The following is a 21,180-nucleotide window of genomic DNA, read 5'->3' as shown; positions in this document are numbered from 1 at the left end:
TGCCTGGCTCTTCCAATAAGGCTCAAATATGCATATCAGCAAACTTAAGTATATCTCCATAGACTTCTTCCCTGTTGGTTTCATTGAGTATCTCATGCCTTGCTCCCTTGTATAGCCTTACAAAGAGATTCTTGTTTCCATTCGTCTTGTCAAGAAGCCTCGCAAGGGCAATAGGTCCGTTTCCCATATTGCCTACCGGATCATCCGTCCCGCTTGCTATCAGTACGGGCAGGTCTTTGCGTATCCTTGACAGCTCCTCCTTATCATAAACCTTTAGCAGGTTTGAAAGCATGGATCCGTAGAATCCGTTGGACATGACGATACCACAGAAAGGATCCTCCACATACTTGTCAACCTGCTCCGCATCCCTTGATATCCAGTCAAATTCCGTCCTTTTATCCTTTATCTTACTACCGAACTTTCCAAACATCATATTGTTTATGATATCTCCTCTGGAATGTCTGCCCCTTGCAGAAATCAGAGCCCTTGATATTGCCGCACCTGCCATAATGCTTCCCTTGTCCCCAGGTCCGTTATTTCCTGAGAGAACAAGCGCATCTATGGAATCAGGAAAAGCCTCCGCATATCTTAGTGACAGGAAAGAGCCCATGGAGTGCCCGAGCTGAACAACCTTCAACCCTTCGTGTTCATTTCTGGCCTTTTGGTTAAGCAATCTCATATCCTTTACTATTTCCACGAAGGTATCCTGTGTATCATCCGTACCAAGTCGATTACCCGCAGTAAGACCATGCGCCCTGTGGTCCTGGGAGTATACCACATAACCCTTCGTATTCAGGAAATCGGCAAAATGACCATATCTCCCGCCATGCTCTGAAATTCCATGGCTTATCAGTACTATACCTCTTTTCTTCTTATCAGGAATCCACTTGTGGACATAGACCTTCTTTCCATCCTCAGCAACCATATGATCCAATGAGTACATTATTTCTTACCAATCCTTTCTTTGCCCTTTTCACTTAAAGCCCATGATCTTGTCATGGTCTTTATCTTATCAGCCTGTCTGATCCTCAGCGCAGACCAATCCTCATCTATGGATACCTGAGTTACACCTTCGAATCCGTAAGCACCGAATGGCTGAAGTACATTGTCCCTTGAGAGCTCGGTCTTGTATTTCCTTGATGATTTCTTTGGATAACAGATCCAAAGTACCCCATCATCCTCTATTGTCCCTGAAATCTCCTCTGCCTTTTGAATCACATCGTTAAGACTAAGGACAAACAGCATTATGAATGGATACTTATCATTCCGCTTTTCGTAATCTATGGATAATCCAGATTCAGATGAAACAGTATCAACCTCTGTTTTAAAGAAATCAGGAGGATTTACGATCAGCAGTTCAGTTTGTGTGGTAAGCCTAAGCTTCTTGAATAACTCTGTCATGTCACTACTCCCTTGACTCATATTCTGGATACATTCCGAAGCGAAGCCCTAAGATTTCCACTTCACCCACAATTATATTATAATTGAATATGGAAAGACACTTTATGAACACTATTTTGCATGGGAGGGATTTTACCATGTACGGACTCGCACTTGGCGGAGGAGGAGCTCGCGGCGCATACGAAGCCGGAGTCCTGAAAGCACTTGAAGAACTTGATATTGAAGTTGGTGCGATTACAGGCACCTCAATTGGCGCAATAAATGCTGCTGGATATCTTTCAGCCGGATTAAGCACTGTGGAAGAGGTTTGGAGACTAATGGACAGAAATTCCATAGTCGACTTGAATTCCGAAAGCCTTATTGAATCACTCAAGAATGGAGGATTCGATTATGAAAAGCCATTCTCCCTTATTAGAAGCTATCTTGATGAGGAGAAAATCAGAAAAAATCCAATTGATTTCGGAATCGTAACAGTCAATCTGACAGAACGTGATCCGGTCGTATTATTCAAGGAAGACATTCCTAATGGAAAGATCATTGACTATGTACTTGCCAGCGCCAGCCATCCTGTCCTGAAGAGGTTTGAGATAGACGGTGACAAATACATGGATGGGGGTCTATACGACAATCTCCCCATAGATCCGCTTATCAGAAAAGGTTACCGGGATATCATCGTTGTTGATTTGTTCGCAAAGAAAAAAATACGAAACCCAATCAGCACTTCTACTATAGTGGACATTACACCAAACGAGGAACTCGGCCCTATCCTGGTACCAGACCCAGCACATATCGAGAAAAACATGAGGCTTGGTTATCTTGATACTCTCAAGGCATTTGGCAAGGTATTCGGACACAGGTACTACTTCAGGAACACTAATGTTTCAGGGTTACTATCACCACCATCAGCCACAGAGATCCGCAGGTTTGAAAATCTATCCGCACCATTGCTATCCGAAAGGGTATTTGAACCATACATGGAAAGCCTCAGCCACAGATATTCAATTACTCTATCATCATTGGAGGTCGTATCAGAGATACTCGAAATCAGCAACCTGGATATTTTCGAAGAGCCTTTTGAGCTTTTACAAATTGTCATGGATAAGGTCAACGAAATTGCTGCAGACATCAGAAAAGAACATTGGAAAAAACGCATACTCTTAAGTGAACTAAATGACAGACAGATCCTGATGCTCTCACTGTCCAATCCAAAGCTTGTTGTAGGTAATCTCTTCATAAGGGCAATCAATGAAAGAAGCACTGATCTGTCTCCCTGAGGATTCTATCACAAGGCGCTTCAACTAAATCCGAAGCCATTGAATTTGTTGGTATGCTGTGTTACTATTATTGAGTTGAATAGCATAGGCACTTGTAGTTAAACGGATATAACACTCGGCTACGAACCGGGCATTGGGGGTTCGATTCCCTCCAGGTGCACCAAAAACAAAAGGTAATATAGATTTATTGCTTACAAAGCCAGTAAATCCAAGCCTTTCGAGAGCTTCCACGATGAAAAGTGGAAGCTCTTTTTTCGTAGATTTATTGTGGTAAAAGCTTCACTCAGGCAGGATTCAAACCTACAAGTAAAAACGAATAAGAATGGCGCCCTTTTCAGAACAGAGTGAAATGAAAAAGGGCGCCACTCGAAATGCAATCAAAGAAACAAGCTCAAAATAAAACGGGCGCTGATTTTTAAGGCTGAATGAAAGCCGATACGGTTAGCGCCCTTTTTTAATATACACCAAAATCACATTAAAATTGAAAGCATCAGAAAGCCGGAGAATCGGAGTGCAGGAATGTACTCTATTCTCCGGCCTTTTTGTTTTCTGGAAAGGAATAACCATGTTGGTACGCTATAAGAGAAATAAACAAACTGCCTGTTACGACTCGGACCATCTCGCTACTCTCGGCAGGACATCACCGGACGAACGTCCTTGCGGTCCCTTCCCCAGCTGCGGCAACTGCCCTTACCCGTCCCACGGCTTCACTTGCTATAGCTCTGAGGGAGATTGCCTCAAAACCGATATGCAAAAAATTGCGAAACGCAGAAAGGATGATGCAGGAAGTGAGGTGAGCAATGGAAACCGAATTAACAAAACGCATTAAGGCGCTTACCCACCACTACCGCCCAAGGCTGCATACCGAAAAGCGCACCATCCGGTGGGCGGATGAGGTATGGACATCGTCAGGGATTGTAGACAGCATCCGGTTTGAGGACTATTACGAGAATGAGGAATATCTCTGCAGGCTTCTGGATGCGGAGCGTTTTTCCGAAAAGGAACCGTGCCTGACAGCGCATCGGCACGAACCTGGCAGATGCTTTCGGGACGGCAGTACAGATAAGAATGCAAAGAAATGCCACGGCTGCGTCCTGCGGTGCCACAACTGGCATATCGGCATGATGGTCACCTGTTTCGAGGTCAAAATTACCTATCAGGATTTCAAAAGCGGGAACGGCCATAACTTTCATGGAAACGAAAATTACTACTGCGTGCCGACAGCCCTTGCCGCCAGAATCGCCGGGGATATCCCCGACCACATCGGCATCCTTGCATATTTTGAGGGAGAACGCCAATACGGGCTCCGGCAGTTCAAACCGGCCACATGGCAGGAGGTATCGGATCAAACCAAGGTACTGCTGCTGTACAACGCCATGAAAAAGTGGTGCGACGGGGCGGTTTTTGTGTAACTGTCTGATGTGCATTGCAGTGATCAATCAAACGGAGGTATCAAGATGAGCGTTAACGCCAGAAAAGAAAGAATCTTTGAAGTAGAACTCAGCCGATGGAATCCTTCGGGTACAAACCCCTCGGCGGAAATCACACTCCCCGCCACACCCTATGAGCTGGCGGATGCGTTGGAAAGAGCAAAAATTAACGGGGACACCGTTTATTCTGCGGAGGTTTTAAGCTGCAAGCTGGACTATCTGCCGCAGTTTATCGCCCCCGATGCCAATCTTCATGAGCTGAATCATCTCGCGCAGCGGCTGTCTTCCCTAAGTGCATGGGAATTAGACTGCTTCGAGGGCATGGTGATGATGGATGCCGTCCAGACTCAATACGCTCCCATTCCGGTGGAGCGGCTCATCAATATGACCCACAGCACGGAGCACTGCCAGATTGCCTATGAAGCCCATGACGATCCGTCTCTCGGCAAATTTTATGCGGATAATGATTTTGTACCGGCACTAGAAAAGGTATCGGATGAAGTCTACGAATATCTGGACTTCGGTAAAATCGGCAGGGAGATGCGCGAGGGCGAGGGCGGCGTGTTCACGCCCCATGGCTATGTGGTACAGAACGGCGAGATTGCCGCCGAATACCACAGCGGCGATGCCCTTCCTCTTGAAAAACCGGATTACGCTGTGCTTCTCCGCATCACCAAGGGGCATTTTAACGATCCCGCCTATGACAATGAAACGGCTGTTTTCCTCAAGCTCCCCGCCGGGGATGCGGCGCTCCTTCAAGCGGTCGATGCTGTTGGAGCGGCTTCCCCGGAGGAATGTGCATTCTCGTCGGAGGACTGCATGGCGCCCATTTTAACTGAAAAAATCAGCGACGCTTTGTATGCGTCAGAGGGTGACTGCTATGGGCTGGTCAATGAGCTGGCAGAACAGCTACGGCGCATCCATGATAAGCACAACATCTTATCCTACAAGGCAATGCTGGGAGAAGCTCCCGGTGATATTTCTTTGGAAGAAGCCCTCGACCTTTCCCTTGTGTCAGAGGACTTCTCTGTTATCCGGGAGGCTGCTAACCCTGCGGACTACGCACGCTTTGTGCTTTCCAAATACTGCATTGAGCAGGAAAGCGAGCTGTTTGCCAGTGCAGACCTTGACGGATATGGCAGCAAATTGATTCAGGGAAAAGGGATTTCCCTCACGGAATACGGTGTTTTATGGTCGCTTACCGGGCGAACTGTGGAGCAATATCTCGACCAGCCCAGCCAAAGCCTTGGCATGGAAATGAAATAGCAAATCTTTGTTGGGTTTTGGTATAGCTATTCCCATGAAGCTGTGGCATTGTGTTGTGCTGAAGGGAGGCGAAGAAGATGGATGAGAAGCTCTTGGATTTACTGGATATGGCTCTGGCGGAGCGGTTTCAGCTTGCATATTCCGCCATGCGGGAATCAGACCCCCGGTCGGAAGAACTGGCACAGGAACTGCTCGAACTCAGCGCAAGCATTCAGAACAGCGCTGAAATTACACAGCACACAAAGGACAGGATCGATAATTACCTGACCGAAAACTCAGATATGGAGGTAAAATTTCAAAAGCACCTATACATTCAGGGCGCCAAGGACTGCGTGGCAGTGTTAAGAGAGCTTGGCGTAATCAAGTAGCGCAGGCAGAGATGCCTGCGCTTTTTTAGACTCCATATCAAAACAGGGCCGTTTCCCCATACAGGAGGCGGCCCTGTTTTTTTGCGCCCTTTTTTGCCTTTCCGGGGAAACGGCCGGAAAGGAGAACCCATGCAGAAAGAACTGCTTGCAAAGCATCTGCGCCGGTATCACCACGGTGCGGAAAACGCCGTCATCAGCCGGGAGCTGGAACACACCTTCCGCGTTTCAGGCAAGGAGCTACGGGATCAGGTCAACGCCCTGCGCCGGGCGGGTGTTCCCATTGCCAGCGACCAGAACGGGTACTTTTATGCGAAAACCGAAGCGGAGGTGCGTCTGACCATCCAGCATATGAGAAACCGCATCAGCGGGATCAGCGCCGCCATCACCGGCCTCCGGCACTCCCTTGCGGCCTTTGACAATACGCAGATACGTCTGCCGTTGGAAGGAGGTGATGACTCCTGAACAGCTTCATGTCCTGGATCGGCGGCAAGAAATCCTTGCGGGAGCTGATCGTCACCCTGTTTCCCCTCTATTATGAGCGGTACATTGAGGTGTTCGGCGGAGGCGGCTGGGTACTGTTTCACAAGCTGCCCGGCAACGATTTTGAGGTCTACAACGACTTCAACGGTCTGCTGGTGAACCTCTACCGCTGTGTGCGGGAGAAGCCGCAGGAGCTGATGGCGGCACTTGCCTACTGCCTTAATTCCCGCGCGGATTTTGAGCTTATCAAAAACGCCCTTGCCCGTGACAGCCCCGCATCGGACGTGCAAAGGGCGGCGTGGTTTTACCAGCTCATCCGCTACAGCTATGCGTCGGGGCTTACCAGCTACGGCAGCCAGCCCCACGATATCCGCAGTAACTTCCCTCTCATAGAGCAGGCCCACCGGCGGCTTGCCAAGGTGGTCGTGGAAAACAAGGACTTTGAGAAGCTCATCGGGCAGTATGACCGCCCTGTCAGCTTTTTCTACTGCGACCCGCCGTATTTTGAAACCGAAAGCTACTACAAAAACGTGGGCGAGGATGGCTTCACCGAAAAGGACCATATCCGTCTGCGGGATGCGCTGCTACGGATCGACGGTAAATTTCTGCTGTCCTACAACGACTGTGAATTTATCCGCAGCCTCTATGACGCGCCAGGCATCCAGACGGAAGCCTTTACCCGCATCAACAACATCAAGCAGCGGTACGACAACGGGGCGCAGTTTCCTGAAATCCTCATTGCCAATTACGATCTGCATGAGCGTGAGAAGAATGCCCCGTCACAGCTGAATCTGTTCGGGGAAGGGGGCTTCATGGAATAGCCAAAAACGCCTGTTGTCACAGCATTGCGTAAATAGAAAAATCAATATTTGATAGGAGGAACTCATTCATGAAAAAAAATCAAATGCCCCAAATCGGACTCCCGGCCGACGCCTGCGAACGGTCCGGCTTCAACGACAAGGATACACTGGAGCTTCATGCCGAACCGAGCGCCCTTGTCTTTATGAAGGACAAAATGACGGCGCTGGAGGTGGCGAACGCCATCCAGAGCCTCAGTGCCCTTGCCGCCGAGCTGACTGTCGTCCTCGCCTCCGCCTGCGGATTGTGCAACAACTGCGACGAGGGCTGTGAGGATGGCTGCCCCGCCGGATGGGTTGCCGGGTGTTCTCTCTGCCGTGATCTGCTGGATGACAGCCAGACTGTCCACATCCCCGGCTATCTGCTGGAGGAAGCGGGTATCCCCACAGATGCCAGGCTGGAAGCCTATACGGATGAGGACAGCGGCGAAATCACGGTGACAGAGTCGGACATCCAGCAGGATATTACCGATGTGCCGCCCGGTATTCTCGCCGTGCTGGCCCAAAGCGGCGTGTGCCTTGCGGAGCTGGATGAGCTGATTATGCAGGAGGAAATCATCTATGGCAGATAAAAAGTTCTCGGCTGTCTATCCATACTCATTTGCAGAAGCCAAACAGCTTGGCGAGTTAAATGACTGGAGGGCAAGCCACAGGGAAAATATCTCCTGCAAGAATGCCATCGAAGAAGCGATTCGCCGGGATTTTGACGGAATGCATCTGAACAGTGACTGCGCCCAAAGTGTCATTAACCAGTTCGGCTACCACCGGGTGTCTTATGTTCTGGCAAACAGCTTGCAGTGCAAGGATTATGACGGGCGCTTTTCCCGCGGTAACCACGATTGGGCAAAGCAGACTTATATCCCAGTCGACAAGGATTCGTACAGTAACCGCAATCTGGAGTTTGCCGTGGACAGCCACCCGGCCGTGCTGGACGGCTTTGTCAACCAGTACCGCAGAGCATATCAGGCGCTTGGGCTGTTTGACCATACGCACTGCCTGACTGACACGGAAAAGCAGGATTTTGAGGGAAGGGTGATTGTACTTTCACCCAAAACGCTGAAAGAAAGCTGCCTGACTGTACAGGATCAGCTCTGGCTGTGTACCGGGGGCTTCGGCGCTCATGCCGGAGCCAACGGCCGTGCTGTCTTTGCCGTAAACCTTGCGGACGGCGAGGAAACCCGCTGGAACAGAACGGATTTTACCGGAGTTCTTTCCGAAAGCCATCTTCCCGATTGGGCAAAGGAAAAGCTCTCGGAAATACAGGAGCAGAAGCAGGCATCCTCCGCTATGGGAGGGATGACAATGCAGTAAGGAGGCGGTACCATGCCGGGAATCACCCTGAAAAACGGCCTCATTTCCTACTATGGAAACCCGGCCGGATATACAGAAAAAGAAAAGGCGGTGGTGGACAGCATCTTCCAAAATGACGAGCTGACCGCATGGCTGAAAAGCCGCAGCTTGACCCCGCAGTGGACGGACGGCGTGATGGAGCGCCTTGCCGCTGGGGAACGGATGGGCGGCATGGACGAGTCCGCCGCACCGCTGAAAAATGTGCGCATCTGGCAGCTGAAGCCGGAGACGGACGTGTATATGAAGTTTATCTCCTATGAGGAAACGGTGCGGCAGTTCGGAGAGCCGTCCCCGGAGTATTACCATGTCGCCTATGACGGGCAGCTGGATACAAACGACCTCGAAGCTATCTACACAAGGTGCAATGTGAATCACCCGCCCGGCTATGGCGGACACTCCCTGTCCATGTCCGATGTGGTGGAACTGTATGATGAAGGCGGCAGCGAGTTCCACTACTGCGACCGCTTTGGATTCCAGAAAATCAGCTTCGGTGAACCGGAGCAAACCCAAACCATGGGCATGCGTATGTAGGCAGCCGTCGGCTGTCTTTTCTCATGCCCTCACTTTATGAAGGAGGCCAAAATGAAAAATCTATTTTGCAAGCTGAAGAACAAGCTCGGCGCGGCTGCTGTCAAAAGCCGCTCCATCCTCACGGAGAATGCCGGGGAAGGCTACATTGACACCGCAATCAAGATCCTGATTGCCGTGGTTTTGGGCGCGCTGCTCCTTGCGGGGCTGTACGCCCTGTTCGGGGAAACGGTGCTGCCCACCCTGGTACAGCGCATCAAGGAGATGTTCAACTACGCCGGTTAACAGTGCCGGACATTTTGAGAAGGAGGAAAAATCATGCCTAATAATATGACACCGGCTGTCCCCAAGTACGATGTGAAAATCCATTCCATCCGCCCGGAGGGAAGCTGCAGGGCCACCGCCTCGGTCAATGTCTACGGCGATTTTGCCGTGCGGGGCATCAAAATCATGGAGGGCTCCAAGGGGCTGTTTATCTCCATGCCCAGCTATAAAGCCGGAAACGGTGAATACAAGGATATCTGCTTTCCCTGCACCAAGGAGGCCAAGGCGGAGTTTGACAAGACGGTCCTCGGAGCTTACCAGCAGGCGCTGACCCAGGGGCAGACCGCCGCACAGAAACAGGAATCCCCCACCCAGCAGCAGGAGCAAGGCCAGCCCGTCATGGGTGGGATGTAGGAGGTAGGCCGATGAACAAGAAAATGAAACGGCCGCTGGGCCTCGCCCTCACTGTCTGCCTTGTGCTTTCCCTGCTGGCAGGCAGCGCCTATGCGATAAACCGGTATTTTGAGGACGCCAAGGGGCATTGGGCGGAGGAAGCCATTCAAATCCTGACGGAAAAAGGCGTCATCAGCGGCTATCCCGACGGGCTGGCACACCCGGATGAAATCATTACCAGAGGGGAATTTGCCGCTCTGGTTGCCAGAACCATGGAGCTGCCGGAGCCGGAGGAAAGTGAGGTCACCATTCACTTCACCGACATTGCCGGTCACTGGTCTGAGCCGCACATTGAGGCGCTCATCATCGCTGGAATCATCCAGAAGGACGATTTCGGCACAGAATTTCAACCGGATCAGCCCATCACCCGTATGGAAATGATCCGTATGCTGGTGCGCGCCATCGGCAAGGGTGACCATGATGCCTCCTGCCCCTGCGTCACCGGATTTTCCGACGACGGCACACTTTCCGAGGTGGACAAATCCAGCATCTGCACCGGCAAGGAATATGGAATTGTAGACGGCTACCCGGACGGCACAGTCAAGCCGGACGGCAAGGCCACCCGCGCCGAAGCCTTTGAAATGCTGGTGGATACGGAAAAAGCCAAGGAGCAGATCAAGAAGGAAGAACCGCCCAAGCCGACTGTTCCTGCCAAGCCGGAGGATCAACCCTCCGATGGGAATTCCGGCGGAGGCAGCTCCAGCGGCAGCGGTTCCGGTGGGGGCGGGTCTTCCTATGTTCCCGCCCCGCAGTTTTCTTTTACCTTGCCAAAAACCGCCTATACCGCCGATGAAATTGAGATCAAGCCGGAAAGCCATTCTGTCAGTAGCGTAACATGGTCAGCCCTGAAAAACGGTCTGCCCACGGGGCTTTCCGAGCTGACAGACGGTACCCTTGACCACAACGGCGGCAAGGTGAAATTCACACAGACCGGCAGCATCACCCTGATTGCCACAGCAAAAAACAGCCGGGGTGTCACGGTGACCCATGAGCAGACCATCAGCATCTATCCGGTTGTAACAGCTGCTTTCACACTGCCTGAAACCACTCACACCGACAAATCCGTGGCGGTGGAGCTTTCCACCGAAAACCTCGGTTCCAATGCGGTGGTGTGGTCGCTGGAAAAGGACGGTTCCGCCGTCGATGTCGAAACGGCTCTCGCCGGAACGCTGGATTCCACCGGCGGCACGGTGCTGTTCAAGGAAAAGGGCAGCTATACGCTGACGGCCTCTATCACAGACGAGCTGGGTAAGGTTATCACCGCACAGGATAGCATCACGGTCTACCCGGTAGCGGAGGTCAAGCTGACACTCCCAGCCGTCTCCCATACCGATAAAACCGTGGCGCTCAAGACAGAAACAAAAGAAACGGACGGCCTCACAGTGGCCTACACCCTGACCCGGAACGGCGAGCCTGCCGAAACCGACACATGGATCGAAGGAAATCCTGCTGACGGTAGCATCCGATTCAAGGAAAAAGGTGTGTATGCGCTGACCGCCTCTGTCACCGATGATACCGGCAGAGTGTTTGCCGATACCGTAAATATTACCGTTTACCCGGTAGGCTCTGCGGGCTTCTATCTGCCAGAAATCTTCCACACCGACAGCACCGTGATGGTGGAGGCAGTGTTCGGGGAAATCGGCAGCCATACCGCAAAATGGACGCTGCTCCGTGACGGAAAAGAAGTATCCCTCACCGATACGGTGGAAGGCACGCTGGGCAACAACGGTGGGGAGCTGAAGTTCCGCACCAAGGGCAGCTATGTCCTGAAAGCGGAATTCACCGACGATGGTAGCAGAACCTACCATTACGAGCAGGGTTTCAAGGTGTATCCTGTGCCCGCCGTCCGCTACAGCCTGCCGGAGTATGTCCACACCGATACGGATATTGCGGTCAAGACCGAAACCGCTGATTTGGACGGACTCACCGTTGAATGGCTGGTGGACAACACCTACGGATTTCAGGACTGGCCGACCTATGTGGACGGAACGCTCACGAACGGCGGCGGCACGATCCGCTTCAAACGGGCCGGTGTCTATGAGCTGGCCGCCAGAGTCACCGATGAAACCGGCCGGGTGTTTCTGTACGAAAGCCATGACAAATGCGAGGTTCTGCCTGTGCTGACCCTCGGCTTTGAGCTTCCCGAATTTGCCTATACCGATACTGCCATCGACCTCAGAACCCACGGCAACAATCAGGTTCTGCCGGTGGAGTGGTCCGTGACAAAAGACGGCAAGAGCATTCCGCTCTCCGAGGCGTTTAGCGGAGAACTCACCGCACAGGGCGGCAAAATCACCTTCAAGGATGACGGCGAGTATGTCCTCACCGCAACTATGACCGATTACCTGAAACGCAGCTATTCTCACAGCGAGAGCATTCGCATCCTTCCTGTGGTGCAGTACGCATTCACCATGCCGCAGACTGTTCACTATGGCACAGAATTTGAGGTTGCCGCAAAGGATGTTCAGTATCTTGGCAGCTATGCCGTGGTTTGGACGCTGGAAAAGGATAAAAACGCCGCATCGTATCAGGGAAGCCTGGGCAATGATGGTGGGAAAATCGCTATCCGCGACACCGGGGCATTTACTCTGACCGCCTCCGTAACTGACCGCGCAGGGCGTGTCACCACCTATTCGGAGCGCATCACGGTCACCAACACCGCGCCGAATGCTCCTGTGGTAGAGGCCGTTCCCACCCGTACTGCCAAGGACGGCAAGTTTCTTGTGAACATCACCGCCAGTGCCACAGACCCCGATGGGGATGCGGTGACCTTGGAGTATGCGGATACTGCGGCCGACAGCTATTATGCGCCGGGTACTCACACCATCCGTGTCCGGGCAAAGGATATCGCCGGAGCATATTCGCCATGGACAGAAAAGACCTTTACCGTGACCAATGCCGCGCCCACCGGGACCCTGACCGCCGAACCGACCCGTACCGTCAAGGACGACAAATTCCTTGTAAACATCAGTGCGACAGCTACCGATGCGGATGGCGATGCCACCACGTTGGAGTGGGACAACAAGGCGGCAGACGGCTACTATGCCCCAGGCACCCATACCGTAAAAGTCCGTGCGAAAGACATTGCCGGGGCGTATTCTCCTTGGGTGGAAAAGACGTTCACCATCACCAGCTCCGCGCCCACGGTCACCTTGACTGCCACCCCCACCCGCACAGCGAATAATGGCAAATTCCTTGTGAATATCAGCGCAACAGCCGCTGATGCGGATGGTGACGCCACCACGCTGGAGTGGGACAACAAGGCGGCAGATGGCTACTATGCCGTTGGCACGCACACTGTCCGAGTCCGTGCCAAGGATGCTACCGGGCTGTATTCGGAGTGGGTGTCCAAAACATTCGCCATCGCAAACTCCGCCCCGACAGCGCCAGTCATTACCCGAACGCCAAACGGCAACAGTGTGGCACCCGGAACGCCGGTTACGATTACGGCAGCCAGCTCCGACCCGGACGGCGACCCCGTCGCCCTGATTTGGGAGGGCAGAAACGCCGAAACCCAGACCTACCCTCGCGGAAAGAACGTAGTCCGTGTCAAAGCGGTGGATTCCACAGGAGCCGAGTCGCCCTGGGCCGCTATCGTTTTCTTTGTGGCGGATTCCAACGGCGGCGGTGGCATGACCCTCACCGGTCCCGATTCCGTCATCATGGAAAACGGCATCGAAGGCGCCACCATCACCGAATATACCTTTACCGTACCTCCCGTCAGCGGACACAGCGGCTCCGATTTCGGCAGGGTGCGCGGCTACAACAAGCTGACCGGACAGTGGGATCAGCTGGACTACGGCACCACCTCCAATGGCATCACCTTCACCCGTACTCTCGGCGCAGGCGTGTATACGCAGCTGGAGTTTTATTATTACACCAATCACAACTGCATGTACAACAAATCCAACATCACCTACTCAGTGACCTACCATTTTGAATAAGGAGGGAATCCATGAAGCATCTCATTTGCAAGCTGAAAAGCAAGGCTGTCATGACTGCCGCCAGAGCCCGCCACATCCTTTCCGGGAGCCGCGGGGAAGGCTACATTGACACCGCGATCAAAATCCTGATTGCCGTGGTTTTGGGGGCTCTGCTCCTCGCGGGGCTGTATGCCCTGTTCGGAGAAACCGTGCTGCCCACCCTTGTGCAGCGCATTAAGGAAATGTTCAATTATGCAGGCTGATAGCATCGCTGGGGCGGTGCTTTTTTTCTGTCTGCTGCTGGCGGCTTCTGTGTGGGATCTCCGCAAGCGGATTATCCCGGACAGCATCTGCCTCCTGATCGCATTGACGGGGCTGATGGATTTCAGCCCCGTCAGGCTTTGGGGCGCCCTTGCGGCACTGCCGCTTTTGATTGCCGCCCTCTGCAAGCCGGAGGGCATCGGCGGCGGGGACATCAAGCTCACTGCCGCCGCAGGGATTGTTTTGGGATTTTGGGGATGCACGGTCGGGCTGCTGCTCGGTCTGACAGCGTCCCTCTTTTTTTATCTCACAAACCAGCTAATCAAGAGGCTCTGCAAGCTGGAGCCGCAGAAAGCGTCGCAGGCGTCCCTGCCTATGGCGCCGTTTTTGTCCCTCGGCTTTTTTGCCGTAACCATTTCAAAAATTTTAGGAGGAATGATCTCATGAAAAAAATCCATATCAGCAGAAAAAAGGCCCTCGTCGCTGCCGGGATCGCTACCGTTGCGCTGGCTGCCACCGCCCTGATCCCCAAGGCCGTGAAAGCGGTGAAACACCGCAGATACAGCTCCAGCTTCTAAAATCACAAAGAAATCAATCAGGAGGAAAAATCTATGAGCCTTTTCAAAAACCGCACGGTGGTCGGCGTGATCTGCATCCTTTTGTCCTTGCTCATCTGCTTCGGTGTAACACCGCTGTTCAACAAATCCGTCAGCCAGAAAACCGAAATTGTCCGCGTCGTGAAGGAAATCAAGGCAGGCGAGGAAATTACCAAGGAGATGGTGCAGACCGTGGAGGTGGGCGGCTTCGGACTGCCCGAAAATGTTCTTCACCAGAGCGAATCCGTTGTGGGCAAGTACGCCACCGCCGACCTTTCCGTTGGTGACTATATCTTAAATACCAAGCTGTCCGATACCCCGGCTGCGGAAAATACCTACCTTTACAATCTGGACGGCACCAAGCAGGCCATGTCGGTCACCATCAAGAGCTTTGCAGACGGTCTTTCCGGCAAGCTGGAAAGCGGCGACATCGTGTCGGTGATTGCCCCGGACTACAAAAAGCAGGGTTCCACTGTTATCCCCGCCGAGCTGAAATATGTGGAGGTCATCGCCGTCACCGCAGGCAGCGGCTATGACGCCAACCAGCGTGACGCTGGACCCGATTCGCCTTCGGCGGAGAATGAAAAAGAACTTCCTGCAACCGTGACCCTGTTGGTGTCCCCGGAACAGAGCAAGGCGCTGGCGGAACTGGAGTCAGACGGCAAGCTCCACCTGTCCCTTGTTTACCGCGGCACGCCTGCCAACAGCGCCAAGTTTATCGAGGCACAGGACAAGGTGGTGGCGGCGTTGTATCCCACAGAACAGCCCGGCTCCGCTGAACCCAAGTCTCAGGGATCGGAGGAAAACACGGCATCCGAAGCGACTGCGGAAAGCGGGGTGCAGTGATGCTGAACTTCAAGAAAAACGGCATCTTCACCCGCCAAGCCCCAAGGGAGGATGCCCCGCCGAAGCAGGAGCCGCAGGGCGGCATTCTTGCCGTTTGGGGCTCCCCCGGCAGCGGAAAGACCGTCACTGCCGTAAAGATCGCAAAGCACCTTGCCGACCGGAAGAAAAACGTGGTGCTTCTGCTCTGCGATATGACCGCGCCCATGCTGCCCTGCATCTGCCCGCCCTCCGATTTGGAGAGTGAGCATTCGCTGGGCAGTATTCTTGCCGCCGCCCATGTGACGGAGCCTCTCATCAAGCACAATCTGGTGACGCTGAAAAAGCACAAACACCTCACCATCCTCGGCATGAAAAAGGGTGAGAACGAGTACACCTACCCGCCCTATGAGCAGCTACAGGCGCAGGAGCTGATGGATGGGCTGCGGGAAACTGCTCCCTTCGTGGTGGCGGACTGCGGCAGCTATATTGCCAACGATATTCTCTCCGCCGTGGCGCTTATGGAGGCTGACAGCGTCCTGCGCCTTGCAAACGCCGACCTGAAATCGGTGAGCTATCTTTCCAGCCAGCTCCCATTGCTCCGGGATTCCAAATGGGATGCGGAGAAGCAGTACAAGGTTGCCGGGAACGTAAAGCCCCGGCAGGCCGGGGAGCAGATCGGGCAGGCGCTGGGTTCTGTGGCCTTTACTCTGACCCACTCGCCGGAACTGGAGGAACAGTACCTTGCCGGGAATCTGCTGGCAGATTTGTCCTTAAAGGACAGCCGTCAGTTTAGAAAAGAAATAGAAAAAATCGCAAAGGAGGTATTTGGCGTATGAGTTTGGGTAAAAAACGAAGCGCACCGGCATTTCAGAATAAGGCGGCATGCACAGAAAAAAACGGCGGTCAGCCGCTATCCACAGAACCGGAGCTGATCGCCGAAATGGGCAATATCTCCGAAACCACAGCCGAGAGGTTTGCAAACTTGCAGTTCGGTCCCGATGTGGATATTTTGAATCCGCCGGATGAGCAGGACGCCGCGCCGTTGCGTGACAACCGCACACTGCGTGCCCACGGACTGTTCTTTACCCCGGAAACGGAGGGAAAGGACTTCTCCTCAGTGCTTGCCGAGGTACAGGCGTATATTTCCGAGCATTACAGCACCCTCATCACCGAGGGCGGTGAGGACGCCAAGGCGCAGATGAAGCGGTATATCCAAAAATTTCTGCAGGACAACCGCATTTCCGTGGGTGGCATGAGCGGCGACAGGCTGGCGGACGCCCTTTACACCGAAATGGCGGAGTTCGGGTTTCTGACCAAATACATCTTCGGCACCGGGATCGAGGAAATTGACGTCAATTCATGGAAAGACATTGAGGTGCAGTATTCGGACGGCCGCACCGTGAAGCTGGAGGAACGCTTTGAAAGCCCCCAGCACGCCGTGAATGTGATCCGCAGGATGCTCCACATCAGCGGCATGGTTTTGGATAACGCCAGCCCCATTGTGCTGGGACATCTCAGCAAAAATATCCGTATCGCCGCCCTGAAAAGCCCTATTGTGGACGAGGATGTGGGTGTGGCGGCCTCTATCCGTATCGTAAACCCGCAGAGCATGAAAAAAGAGGACTTTGTCCGAAGCGGCACGGCTACAGACCCGATGCTGGATTTTCTGTCCCTCTGCGTCCGCTACGGGATTTCGGTCTGCGTGGCGGGCGCCACCAGCTCCGGCAAAACCACTGTGGCAGGCTGGGTGTTGACCACCGTCCCCGACAATAAAAGAATCTACACCATTGAAAACGGCTCCCGTGAGCTGGCTCTCGTCAGAGAAAAGGACGGTAAGGTGGTCAATTCGGTCATCCACACCCTGACACGCGACAGCGATAACGACCGCCAGCGCATCGACCAGACCAACCTTTTAGACTATGCACTCCGCTTTAACCCGGACATCATTGTGGTGGGCGAAATGCGCGGCGCTGAGGCAAACGCGGCACAGGAGGCTGCCCGAACCGGCGTGGCGGTGCTGACCACCATCCACTCCAATTCTTGCGAAGCTACCTATCGCCGCATGGTGTCCCTGTGCAAGCGCGCCGTGGATATGTCCGATGCGACCCTCATGGACTATGTCACCGAAGCCTATCCCATTGTGGTGTTCTGCAAGCAGCTGGAAAACAAGCAGCGCCGCATGATGGAGATTCAGGAATGCGAAATCCTGCCCGACGGCACAAGGCGTTTCCGTTCGCTGTTCCAGTATGTCATCACCGAAAACCGCATGGAGGACGGAAAATTCATCATTGAGGGGCACCATGAGCAGGTCAATACCATCTCGGGCAGCCTTGCCAAGCGGCTTCTGGAAAACGGGATGCCGCAGGCGGTCATTGAGAGCTTGCGGAGAAAGGAGGAACAAATCGCATGACGACGGTACTGTTAATCGCCTGCATCGGCATGATTGCAGGATTTTTTATTTTATTGGGCATCACCCCTATGGAGTTCACCAATTCGGTATTTGAAAAGCTTACCGACAGGCCCAAGTCTCTTCGCGATGAAGTGGGTGAATTTACCCGCAGGAAAAAGCAGTCCTATCTGCGCCGGGAGCTTGCCGAGGTGCAGTCTATTCTCAAGGTCACCGGCAGATCGGCGCGCTTTCCTATGCTCTGCGCCTTGTCCCTGCTGTTCTTTGCCGTGGGGGCGTCGGTCGCCGTGATGCTCTCGAACTTTTTTCTGGTTCCTGTCATGGCGGCGGGCTGTATGCTCCTGCCGTTCTGGTGGGTAAAGCTCACAGCCAGCCACTTCAAAAAGGACATTGCGGCGGAGCTGGAAACGGCGCTCTCCATCATCACCACGGCCTACCTTAGAAACGAGGACATTTTGACAGCGGTGGAGGAAAACCTCCCGTACCTGAACCCGCCGGTGCTGTCGGTATTTCAGAGCTTTGTATCCCGCGTCCGGCTGGTGGACCCCGATGTGACAGCAGCGCTCCATGATGTGAAAACGAGAATTGAAAATGCTGTGTTTCAGGAATGGTGCGACGCCCTCATTGCCTGCCAGCATGACCGCAGCCTGAAAACCACCCTGACGCCCATTGTCAGCAAGCTCAGTGATATGCGGGTGGTCAACGGCGAGCTGGACACCATGGTGTTTGAGCCGAGAAAAGAATTCATCACCATGGTGGTTCTTGTCATAGGCAACATTCCGCTTCTCTATTTCTTGAATCAGGACTGGTACCATACGCTGATGCACACCCCGCTGGGGCAGATCATCCTGACCATCTGCGCCGCTGTGATTTTCATTTCCACGGCGTTTGTCATTAAACTCACCCAGCCTATCGAATACAGGAGGTAGCCGATGACAATCTATTTGTTCTTATTCGGAGTTCTGCTGACGGCGGGGCTCTTTTTTGTTGCCGCCGATCTGCTGCGGCTGCCCACCCTTGCGACCCAAAAGGCGATGCTGGCGGCGGGAAAGCAGGCCAAGGCAAAGCCGAAAACCACCGATGCTCTGCTGCGGAACGCCGCCGTCCGGCTCTCCCGGTATATCCGTATGGACGAATATAAGAAAAGCCGGATGGCAAATGTGCTGTCGGCGGCGGGGCTTTCCGACTCGCCGGAGCTGTTCGCGGCAACGGCTATTACAAAAGCGGGGGCTATCGGGCTGTGTATCATTCCCTGCCTGATTGTTCTGCCGCTGCTGGCGCCCATTGTGCTGTTTACCGCCGTGCTGGTCTATTTCAAGGAAATCCGTAAGGCAGATGAAGCACTGGCAGCCAAGCGTGGGAAAATCGAACAGGAGCTGCCCCGTTTCGTTGCGACCATTACCCAGGAGCTGAAGGCCAGCCGGGATGTTCTGTCCATGCTGGAGAATTTCAAGAAAAACGCAGGGGAGGACTTTGCGGCGGAGCTTGACATCCTCACGGCGGATATGCGCTCCTCCAGCTATGAGGCGGCGTTGACCCGTTTTGAGGCAAGGTTCAATTCACCCATGCTCTCGGATATTACCAGAGGGCTGATTGGCGTACTGCGCGGGGACGACGGCGGAATGTATTTTCAGATGCTGGCCCACGACATGAAGCAGCTGGAGCTTCAGCGGCTGAAAGCGCAGGCCATGAAGATCCCGCCTAAAATCCGGGTGTTCTCCTTTGCCATGCTCATGTGCTTTCTCATGACCTACATGGCGATTATTGTCTATGAAATCATCACATCCCTCGGTGGGATGTTTTAGGGAGGTGTAAGCCAGATGACAGAACAGGAAATGATGACGCTTCTGCGTAAAAAGCTGGACAGAGGCATGGCGCAGTATCAAAAGGAATGGCAGCAGAAACCGGCCTCCGAGCTGGTGGAGCTGGCGAGTGAAATTGCCGCTGTGAAGTTTGTGTATGGAGAATTATCCGCAGGCGGCTATTACGCCGAATATATGGAGTATCTGCTCCGCTTTGAAAATCCGCTGGAGGTGGTAAAGGATCAGTGGATATCTGAGCAGAACGTTGATTTCAGCGAGGAACTCACCCATGCGCTCTGGACGCTGTGGGACAAGGGCGAATCGGAATCAGAGTATACCCTCGACCCGGAATATGCGCCTGTTTCCGCAGAGGAAGTGAGAATTACCGTGCGGGAATTTATCGAGGCGCACCCGAACGCATCGTTTGATATGATGACGCCCGGCGGGTATGTGTACCTGACGCCGGAAACCGCACAGCTTCTGCTCTCCGGCCAGAGTGTGAAAGGGAATCCCGGCAGTGCTGAATTTGCCAGAGATGTCCCCGCGGAGGAACTGCTGGATCAGGAAATCTGTACCGCTGATTTCAGTAAGGGCGCATGGCGTGTGTTAAGTGACCACAACCCGGAACCGCAGCAGGAGCAGGGACCCTTTGAGCAGGGGGTGACCCTGTGCTGAGAAAAATCCTGAGAAGCAAGCGCGGCGAGGGCTATATCGACGTGGCGGTGCTGGTGCTGTGCGCCATGCTGGTCATTGCTCTTGCCGTGAAGGTGTTCCCCGTCTACATCCAAAAGCAGCAGCTTGACACCTTCGCCACCGAGCTCATCCGGGAGGCCGAAATCGCCGGACAGGTGGGCAGCGAAACCAGCCGCCGGGAACAGCTTCTGCGGGAAAAGACCGGGCTTTCCCCTGCGGTATCGTGGTCTGAAACCGGCAGAATCCAGCTGAACGAGGAAGTCACGGTAACGGTCACCTACCAGACCAACATCGGACTGTTCGGCGGCTTCGGTTCATTCCCCATTACGCTGAGATCGGACTCGGCGGGAAAGAGCGAGGTCTACTGGAAATGATGGATAAAATCAAGCAAATTTTACGGGGAAAAGGCGGCACAGGCTTTCCTCTCATTATCGCAATCACTCTGTCTCTGGTCATGATCTTCACCGGCATTTCGGAATATTTCCGGCTGATGATTGTGGCGCAGGGTGTGCGGGATGCGGTGCAGGCAGCGGTTATTTCCACCGTGGTGGAGAATTACGATGATGTGTACCACGGTGTGCGGGAGGGCTATTCGGGCGCTTACCAGCCCTATGCCGGAGATTTTGAGGAAAGCCTCGATTACGGCGATATTTATGAACGGCTGGACGGCATCCTTGGACTTTCCTATAGCAACGGATATCATGAAAAGCGCACGCCGGACGGCAAGCTGGAATTTAAGGTCTGGAATCTGGATGTGGACATTCGAAACGCGCCCCTTGCATCGGGCGACCAAGCCTCCGCCCGCTTTGAAGCGGACAGCACCATCCTGCTGGAGGTTCCCGTATCCTTTGGCGGAAAGCTGCTGCCGCCCATGACCATCAAGGTCAAGACCAGCGCCGGATACACGCCAAGGTTTTGACTGTTATCAAAAGTTTTTCTATCATATAGATAGACTTTTTGAAAACTTCGTGGTAGGGTGTGAAATAACAAGAGGCTTATCAA

25 protein-coding genes and 1 tRNA gene are annotated in these 21,180 nt (G+C 53.5%); 24 read left to right on the top strand and 2 right to left on the bottom strand.

The annotated features are described in order from the left end of the window. Positions 1-22: 22 nt before the first annotated feature. Together T472_RS04815 and T472_RS04810 are read right to left on the bottom strand one after the other, a co-directional pair. A complete protein-coding gene (locus tag T472_RS04815) occupies positions 23-943 on the bottom strand; it encodes an alpha/beta fold hydrolase (protein ID WP_023387526.1) in 921 nt (306 codons plus the stop codon). Further along, complete coding sequence (locus T472_RS04810) at positions 943-1,401, bottom strand: hypothetical protein (protein ID WP_023387527.1); 459 nt, start codon at positions 1,399-1,401, stop codon at positions 943-945. The genes T472_RS04815 and T472_RS04810 overlap by 1 nt, the downstream gene beginning before the upstream one ends. Positions 1,402-1,538: 137 nt before the next feature. Between T472_RS04810 and T472_RS04805 the strand changes: the two genes are divergently transcribed. The 24 genes from T472_RS04805 to T472_RS04695 all read left to right on the top strand — a co-directional run bounded on the left by T472_RS04805 (position 1,539) and on the right by T472_RS04695 (position 21,097). Next, positions 1,539-2,675, top strand: coding sequence for a patatin-like phospholipase family protein (locus T472_RS04805; RefSeq protein WP_023387529.1), 1,137 nt, complete (start codon positions 1,539-1,541; stop codon positions 2,673-2,675). Positions 2,676-2,763: 88 nt separating this feature from the next. Continuing rightward, positions 2,764-2,838, top strand: a tRNA-Arg gene (locus T472_RS04800). Positions 2,839-3,475: 637 nt separating this feature from the next. Beyond that, complete coding sequence (locus T472_RS04795) at positions 3,476-4,087, top strand: hypothetical protein (RefSeq protein ID WP_023387530.1); 612 nt, start codon at positions 3,476-3,478, stop codon at positions 4,085-4,087. Between the two features lie 45 nt (positions 4,088-4,132). Then, entirely contained in the window at positions 4,133-5,371 is a 1,239-nt protein-coding gene (locus T472_RS04790; RefSeq protein ID WP_023387531.1) for an antirestriction protein ArdA, read from the top strand. Positions 5,372-5,448: 77 nt separating this feature from the next. Next, entirely contained in the window at positions 5,449-5,739 is a 291-nt protein-coding gene (locus T472_RS04785) for a hypothetical protein (protein WP_023387532.1), read from the top strand. A gap of 129 nt (positions 5,740-5,868) precedes the next feature. Next, complete coding sequence (locus T472_RS04780) at positions 5,869-6,201, top strand: hypothetical protein (RefSeq protein ID WP_023387533.1); 333 nt, start codon at positions 5,869-5,871, stop codon at positions 6,199-6,201. 8 nt (positions 6,202-6,209) lie between these two features. Then, positions 6,210-7,040, top strand: a complete 831-nt coding sequence (locus tag T472_RS04775) for a DNA adenine methylase (protein ID WP_023387534.1) — start codon at positions 6,210-6,212, stop codon at positions 7,038-7,040. Positions 7,041-7,108: 68 nt separating this feature from the next. Further along, positions 7,109-7,648, top strand: coding sequence for a hypothetical protein (locus T472_RS04770; protein WP_023387535.1), 540 nt, complete (start codon positions 7,109-7,111; stop codon positions 7,646-7,648). Next, on the top strand, positions 7,638-8,387 hold the full coding sequence (locus T472_RS04765) for a DUF3849 domain-containing protein (RefSeq protein ID WP_023387536.1): 750 nt from the start codon (positions 7,638-7,640) through the stop codon (positions 8,385-8,387). The genes T472_RS04770 and T472_RS04765 overlap by 11 nt, the downstream gene beginning before the upstream one ends. A 12-nt stretch (positions 8,388-8,399) precedes the next feature. After that, positions 8,400-8,957 (top strand): YodL domain-containing protein, encoded by a 558-nt coding sequence (locus tag T472_RS04760; RefSeq protein WP_023387537.1) that lies wholly within the window; start codon positions 8,400-8,402, stop codon positions 8,955-8,957. A gap of 51 nt (positions 8,958-9,008) precedes the next feature. Next, positions 9,009-9,239 carry a DUF6133 family protein gene (locus tag T472_RS04755; RefSeq protein ID WP_023387538.1) on the top strand — a complete coding sequence of 77 codons (231 nt, stop codon included), beginning with the start codon at positions 9,009-9,011 and terminating at the stop codon, positions 9,237-9,239. Positions 9,240-9,272: 33 nt separating this feature from the next. Beyond that, on the top strand, positions 9,273-9,632 hold the full coding sequence (locus tag T472_RS04750) for a SpoVG family protein (protein WP_023387539.1): 360 nt from the start codon (positions 9,273-9,275) through the stop codon (positions 9,630-9,632). An 11-nt stretch (positions 9,633-9,643) separates the two neighbouring features. Then, positions 9,644-13,615: an S-layer homology domain-containing protein gene (locus T472_RS04745; RefSeq protein ID WP_023387540.1), complete on the top strand. Its 3,972-nt coding sequence runs from the start codon at positions 9,644-9,646 to the stop codon at positions 13,613-13,615. A gap of 50 nt (positions 13,616-13,665) precedes the next feature. Continuing rightward, positions 13,666-13,857, top strand: a complete 192-nt coding sequence (locus T472_RS04740) for a DUF6133 family protein (RefSeq protein ID WP_439334302.1) — start codon at positions 13,666-13,668, stop codon at positions 13,855-13,857. Then, entirely contained in the window at positions 13,847-14,302 is a 456-nt protein-coding gene (locus T472_RS04735; RefSeq protein WP_023863362.1) for a prepilin peptidase, read from the top strand. The genes T472_RS04740 and T472_RS04735 overlap by 11 nt, the downstream gene beginning before the upstream one ends. Then, positions 14,299-14,433 (top strand): hypothetical protein, encoded by a 135-nt coding sequence (locus T472_RS20485; RefSeq protein ID WP_023383221.1) that lies wholly within the window; start codon positions 14,299-14,301, stop codon positions 14,431-14,433. Before T472_RS04735 ends, T472_RS20485 begins: the two co-directional genes overlap by 4 nt. Positions 14,434-14,466: 33 nt before the next feature. Continuing rightward, complete coding sequence (cpaB, locus tag T472_RS04730) at positions 14,467-15,297, top strand: Flp pilus assembly protein CpaB (RefSeq protein ID WP_023383220.1); 831 nt, start codon at positions 14,467-14,469, stop codon at positions 15,295-15,297. Further along, a complete protein-coding gene (locus tag T472_RS04725) occupies positions 15,297-16,112 on the top strand; it encodes a CpaE/TadZ family protein (RefSeq protein WP_023863361.1) in 816 nt (271 codons plus the stop codon). Before cpaB ends, T472_RS04725 begins: the two co-directional genes overlap by 1 nt. After that, positions 16,109-17,686 (top strand): type II/IV secretion system ATPase subunit, encoded by a 1,578-nt coding sequence (locus T472_RS04720; protein WP_023383218.1) that lies wholly within the window; start codon positions 16,109-16,111, stop codon positions 17,684-17,686. The genes T472_RS04725 and T472_RS04720 overlap by 4 nt, the downstream gene beginning before the upstream one ends. Then, positions 17,683-18,612 (top strand): type II secretion system F family protein, encoded by a 930-nt coding sequence (locus T472_RS04715; protein WP_023383217.1) that lies wholly within the window; start codon positions 17,683-17,685, stop codon positions 18,610-18,612. The genes T472_RS04720 and T472_RS04715 overlap by 4 nt, the downstream gene beginning before the upstream one ends. A 3-nt stretch (positions 18,613-18,615) precedes the next feature. Next, positions 18,616-19,488: a type II secretion system F family protein gene (locus T472_RS04710; protein ID WP_023383216.1), complete on the top strand. Its 873-nt coding sequence runs from the start codon at positions 18,616-18,618 to the stop codon at positions 19,486-19,488. A gap of 15 nt (positions 19,489-19,503) precedes the next feature. After that, entirely contained in the window at positions 19,504-20,160 is a 657-nt protein-coding gene (locus tag T472_RS04705; RefSeq protein ID WP_023383215.1) for a hypothetical protein, read from the top strand. Beyond that, a complete protein-coding gene (locus tag T472_RS04700) occupies positions 20,157-20,552 on the top strand; it encodes a DUF4320 family protein (protein WP_040906689.1) in 396 nt (131 codons plus the stop codon). The genes T472_RS04705 and T472_RS04700 overlap by 4 nt, the downstream gene beginning before the upstream one ends. Beyond that, a complete protein-coding gene (locus T472_RS04695) occupies positions 20,552-21,097 on the top strand; it encodes a hypothetical protein (protein ID WP_040906687.1) in 546 nt (181 codons plus the stop codon). The genes T472_RS04700 and T472_RS04695 overlap by 1 nt, the downstream gene beginning before the upstream one ends. Positions 21,098-21,180 lie beyond the last annotated feature (83 nt).

Origin of the sequence: Youngiibacter fragilis 232.1, from assembly GCF_000495435.3 — a bacterium.
GTDB lineage: Bacteria > Bacillota > Clostridia > Clostridiales > Clostridiaceae > Youngiibacter > Youngiibacter fragilis.
This window is presented reverse-complemented; position numbering and strand designations above follow the sequence as displayed.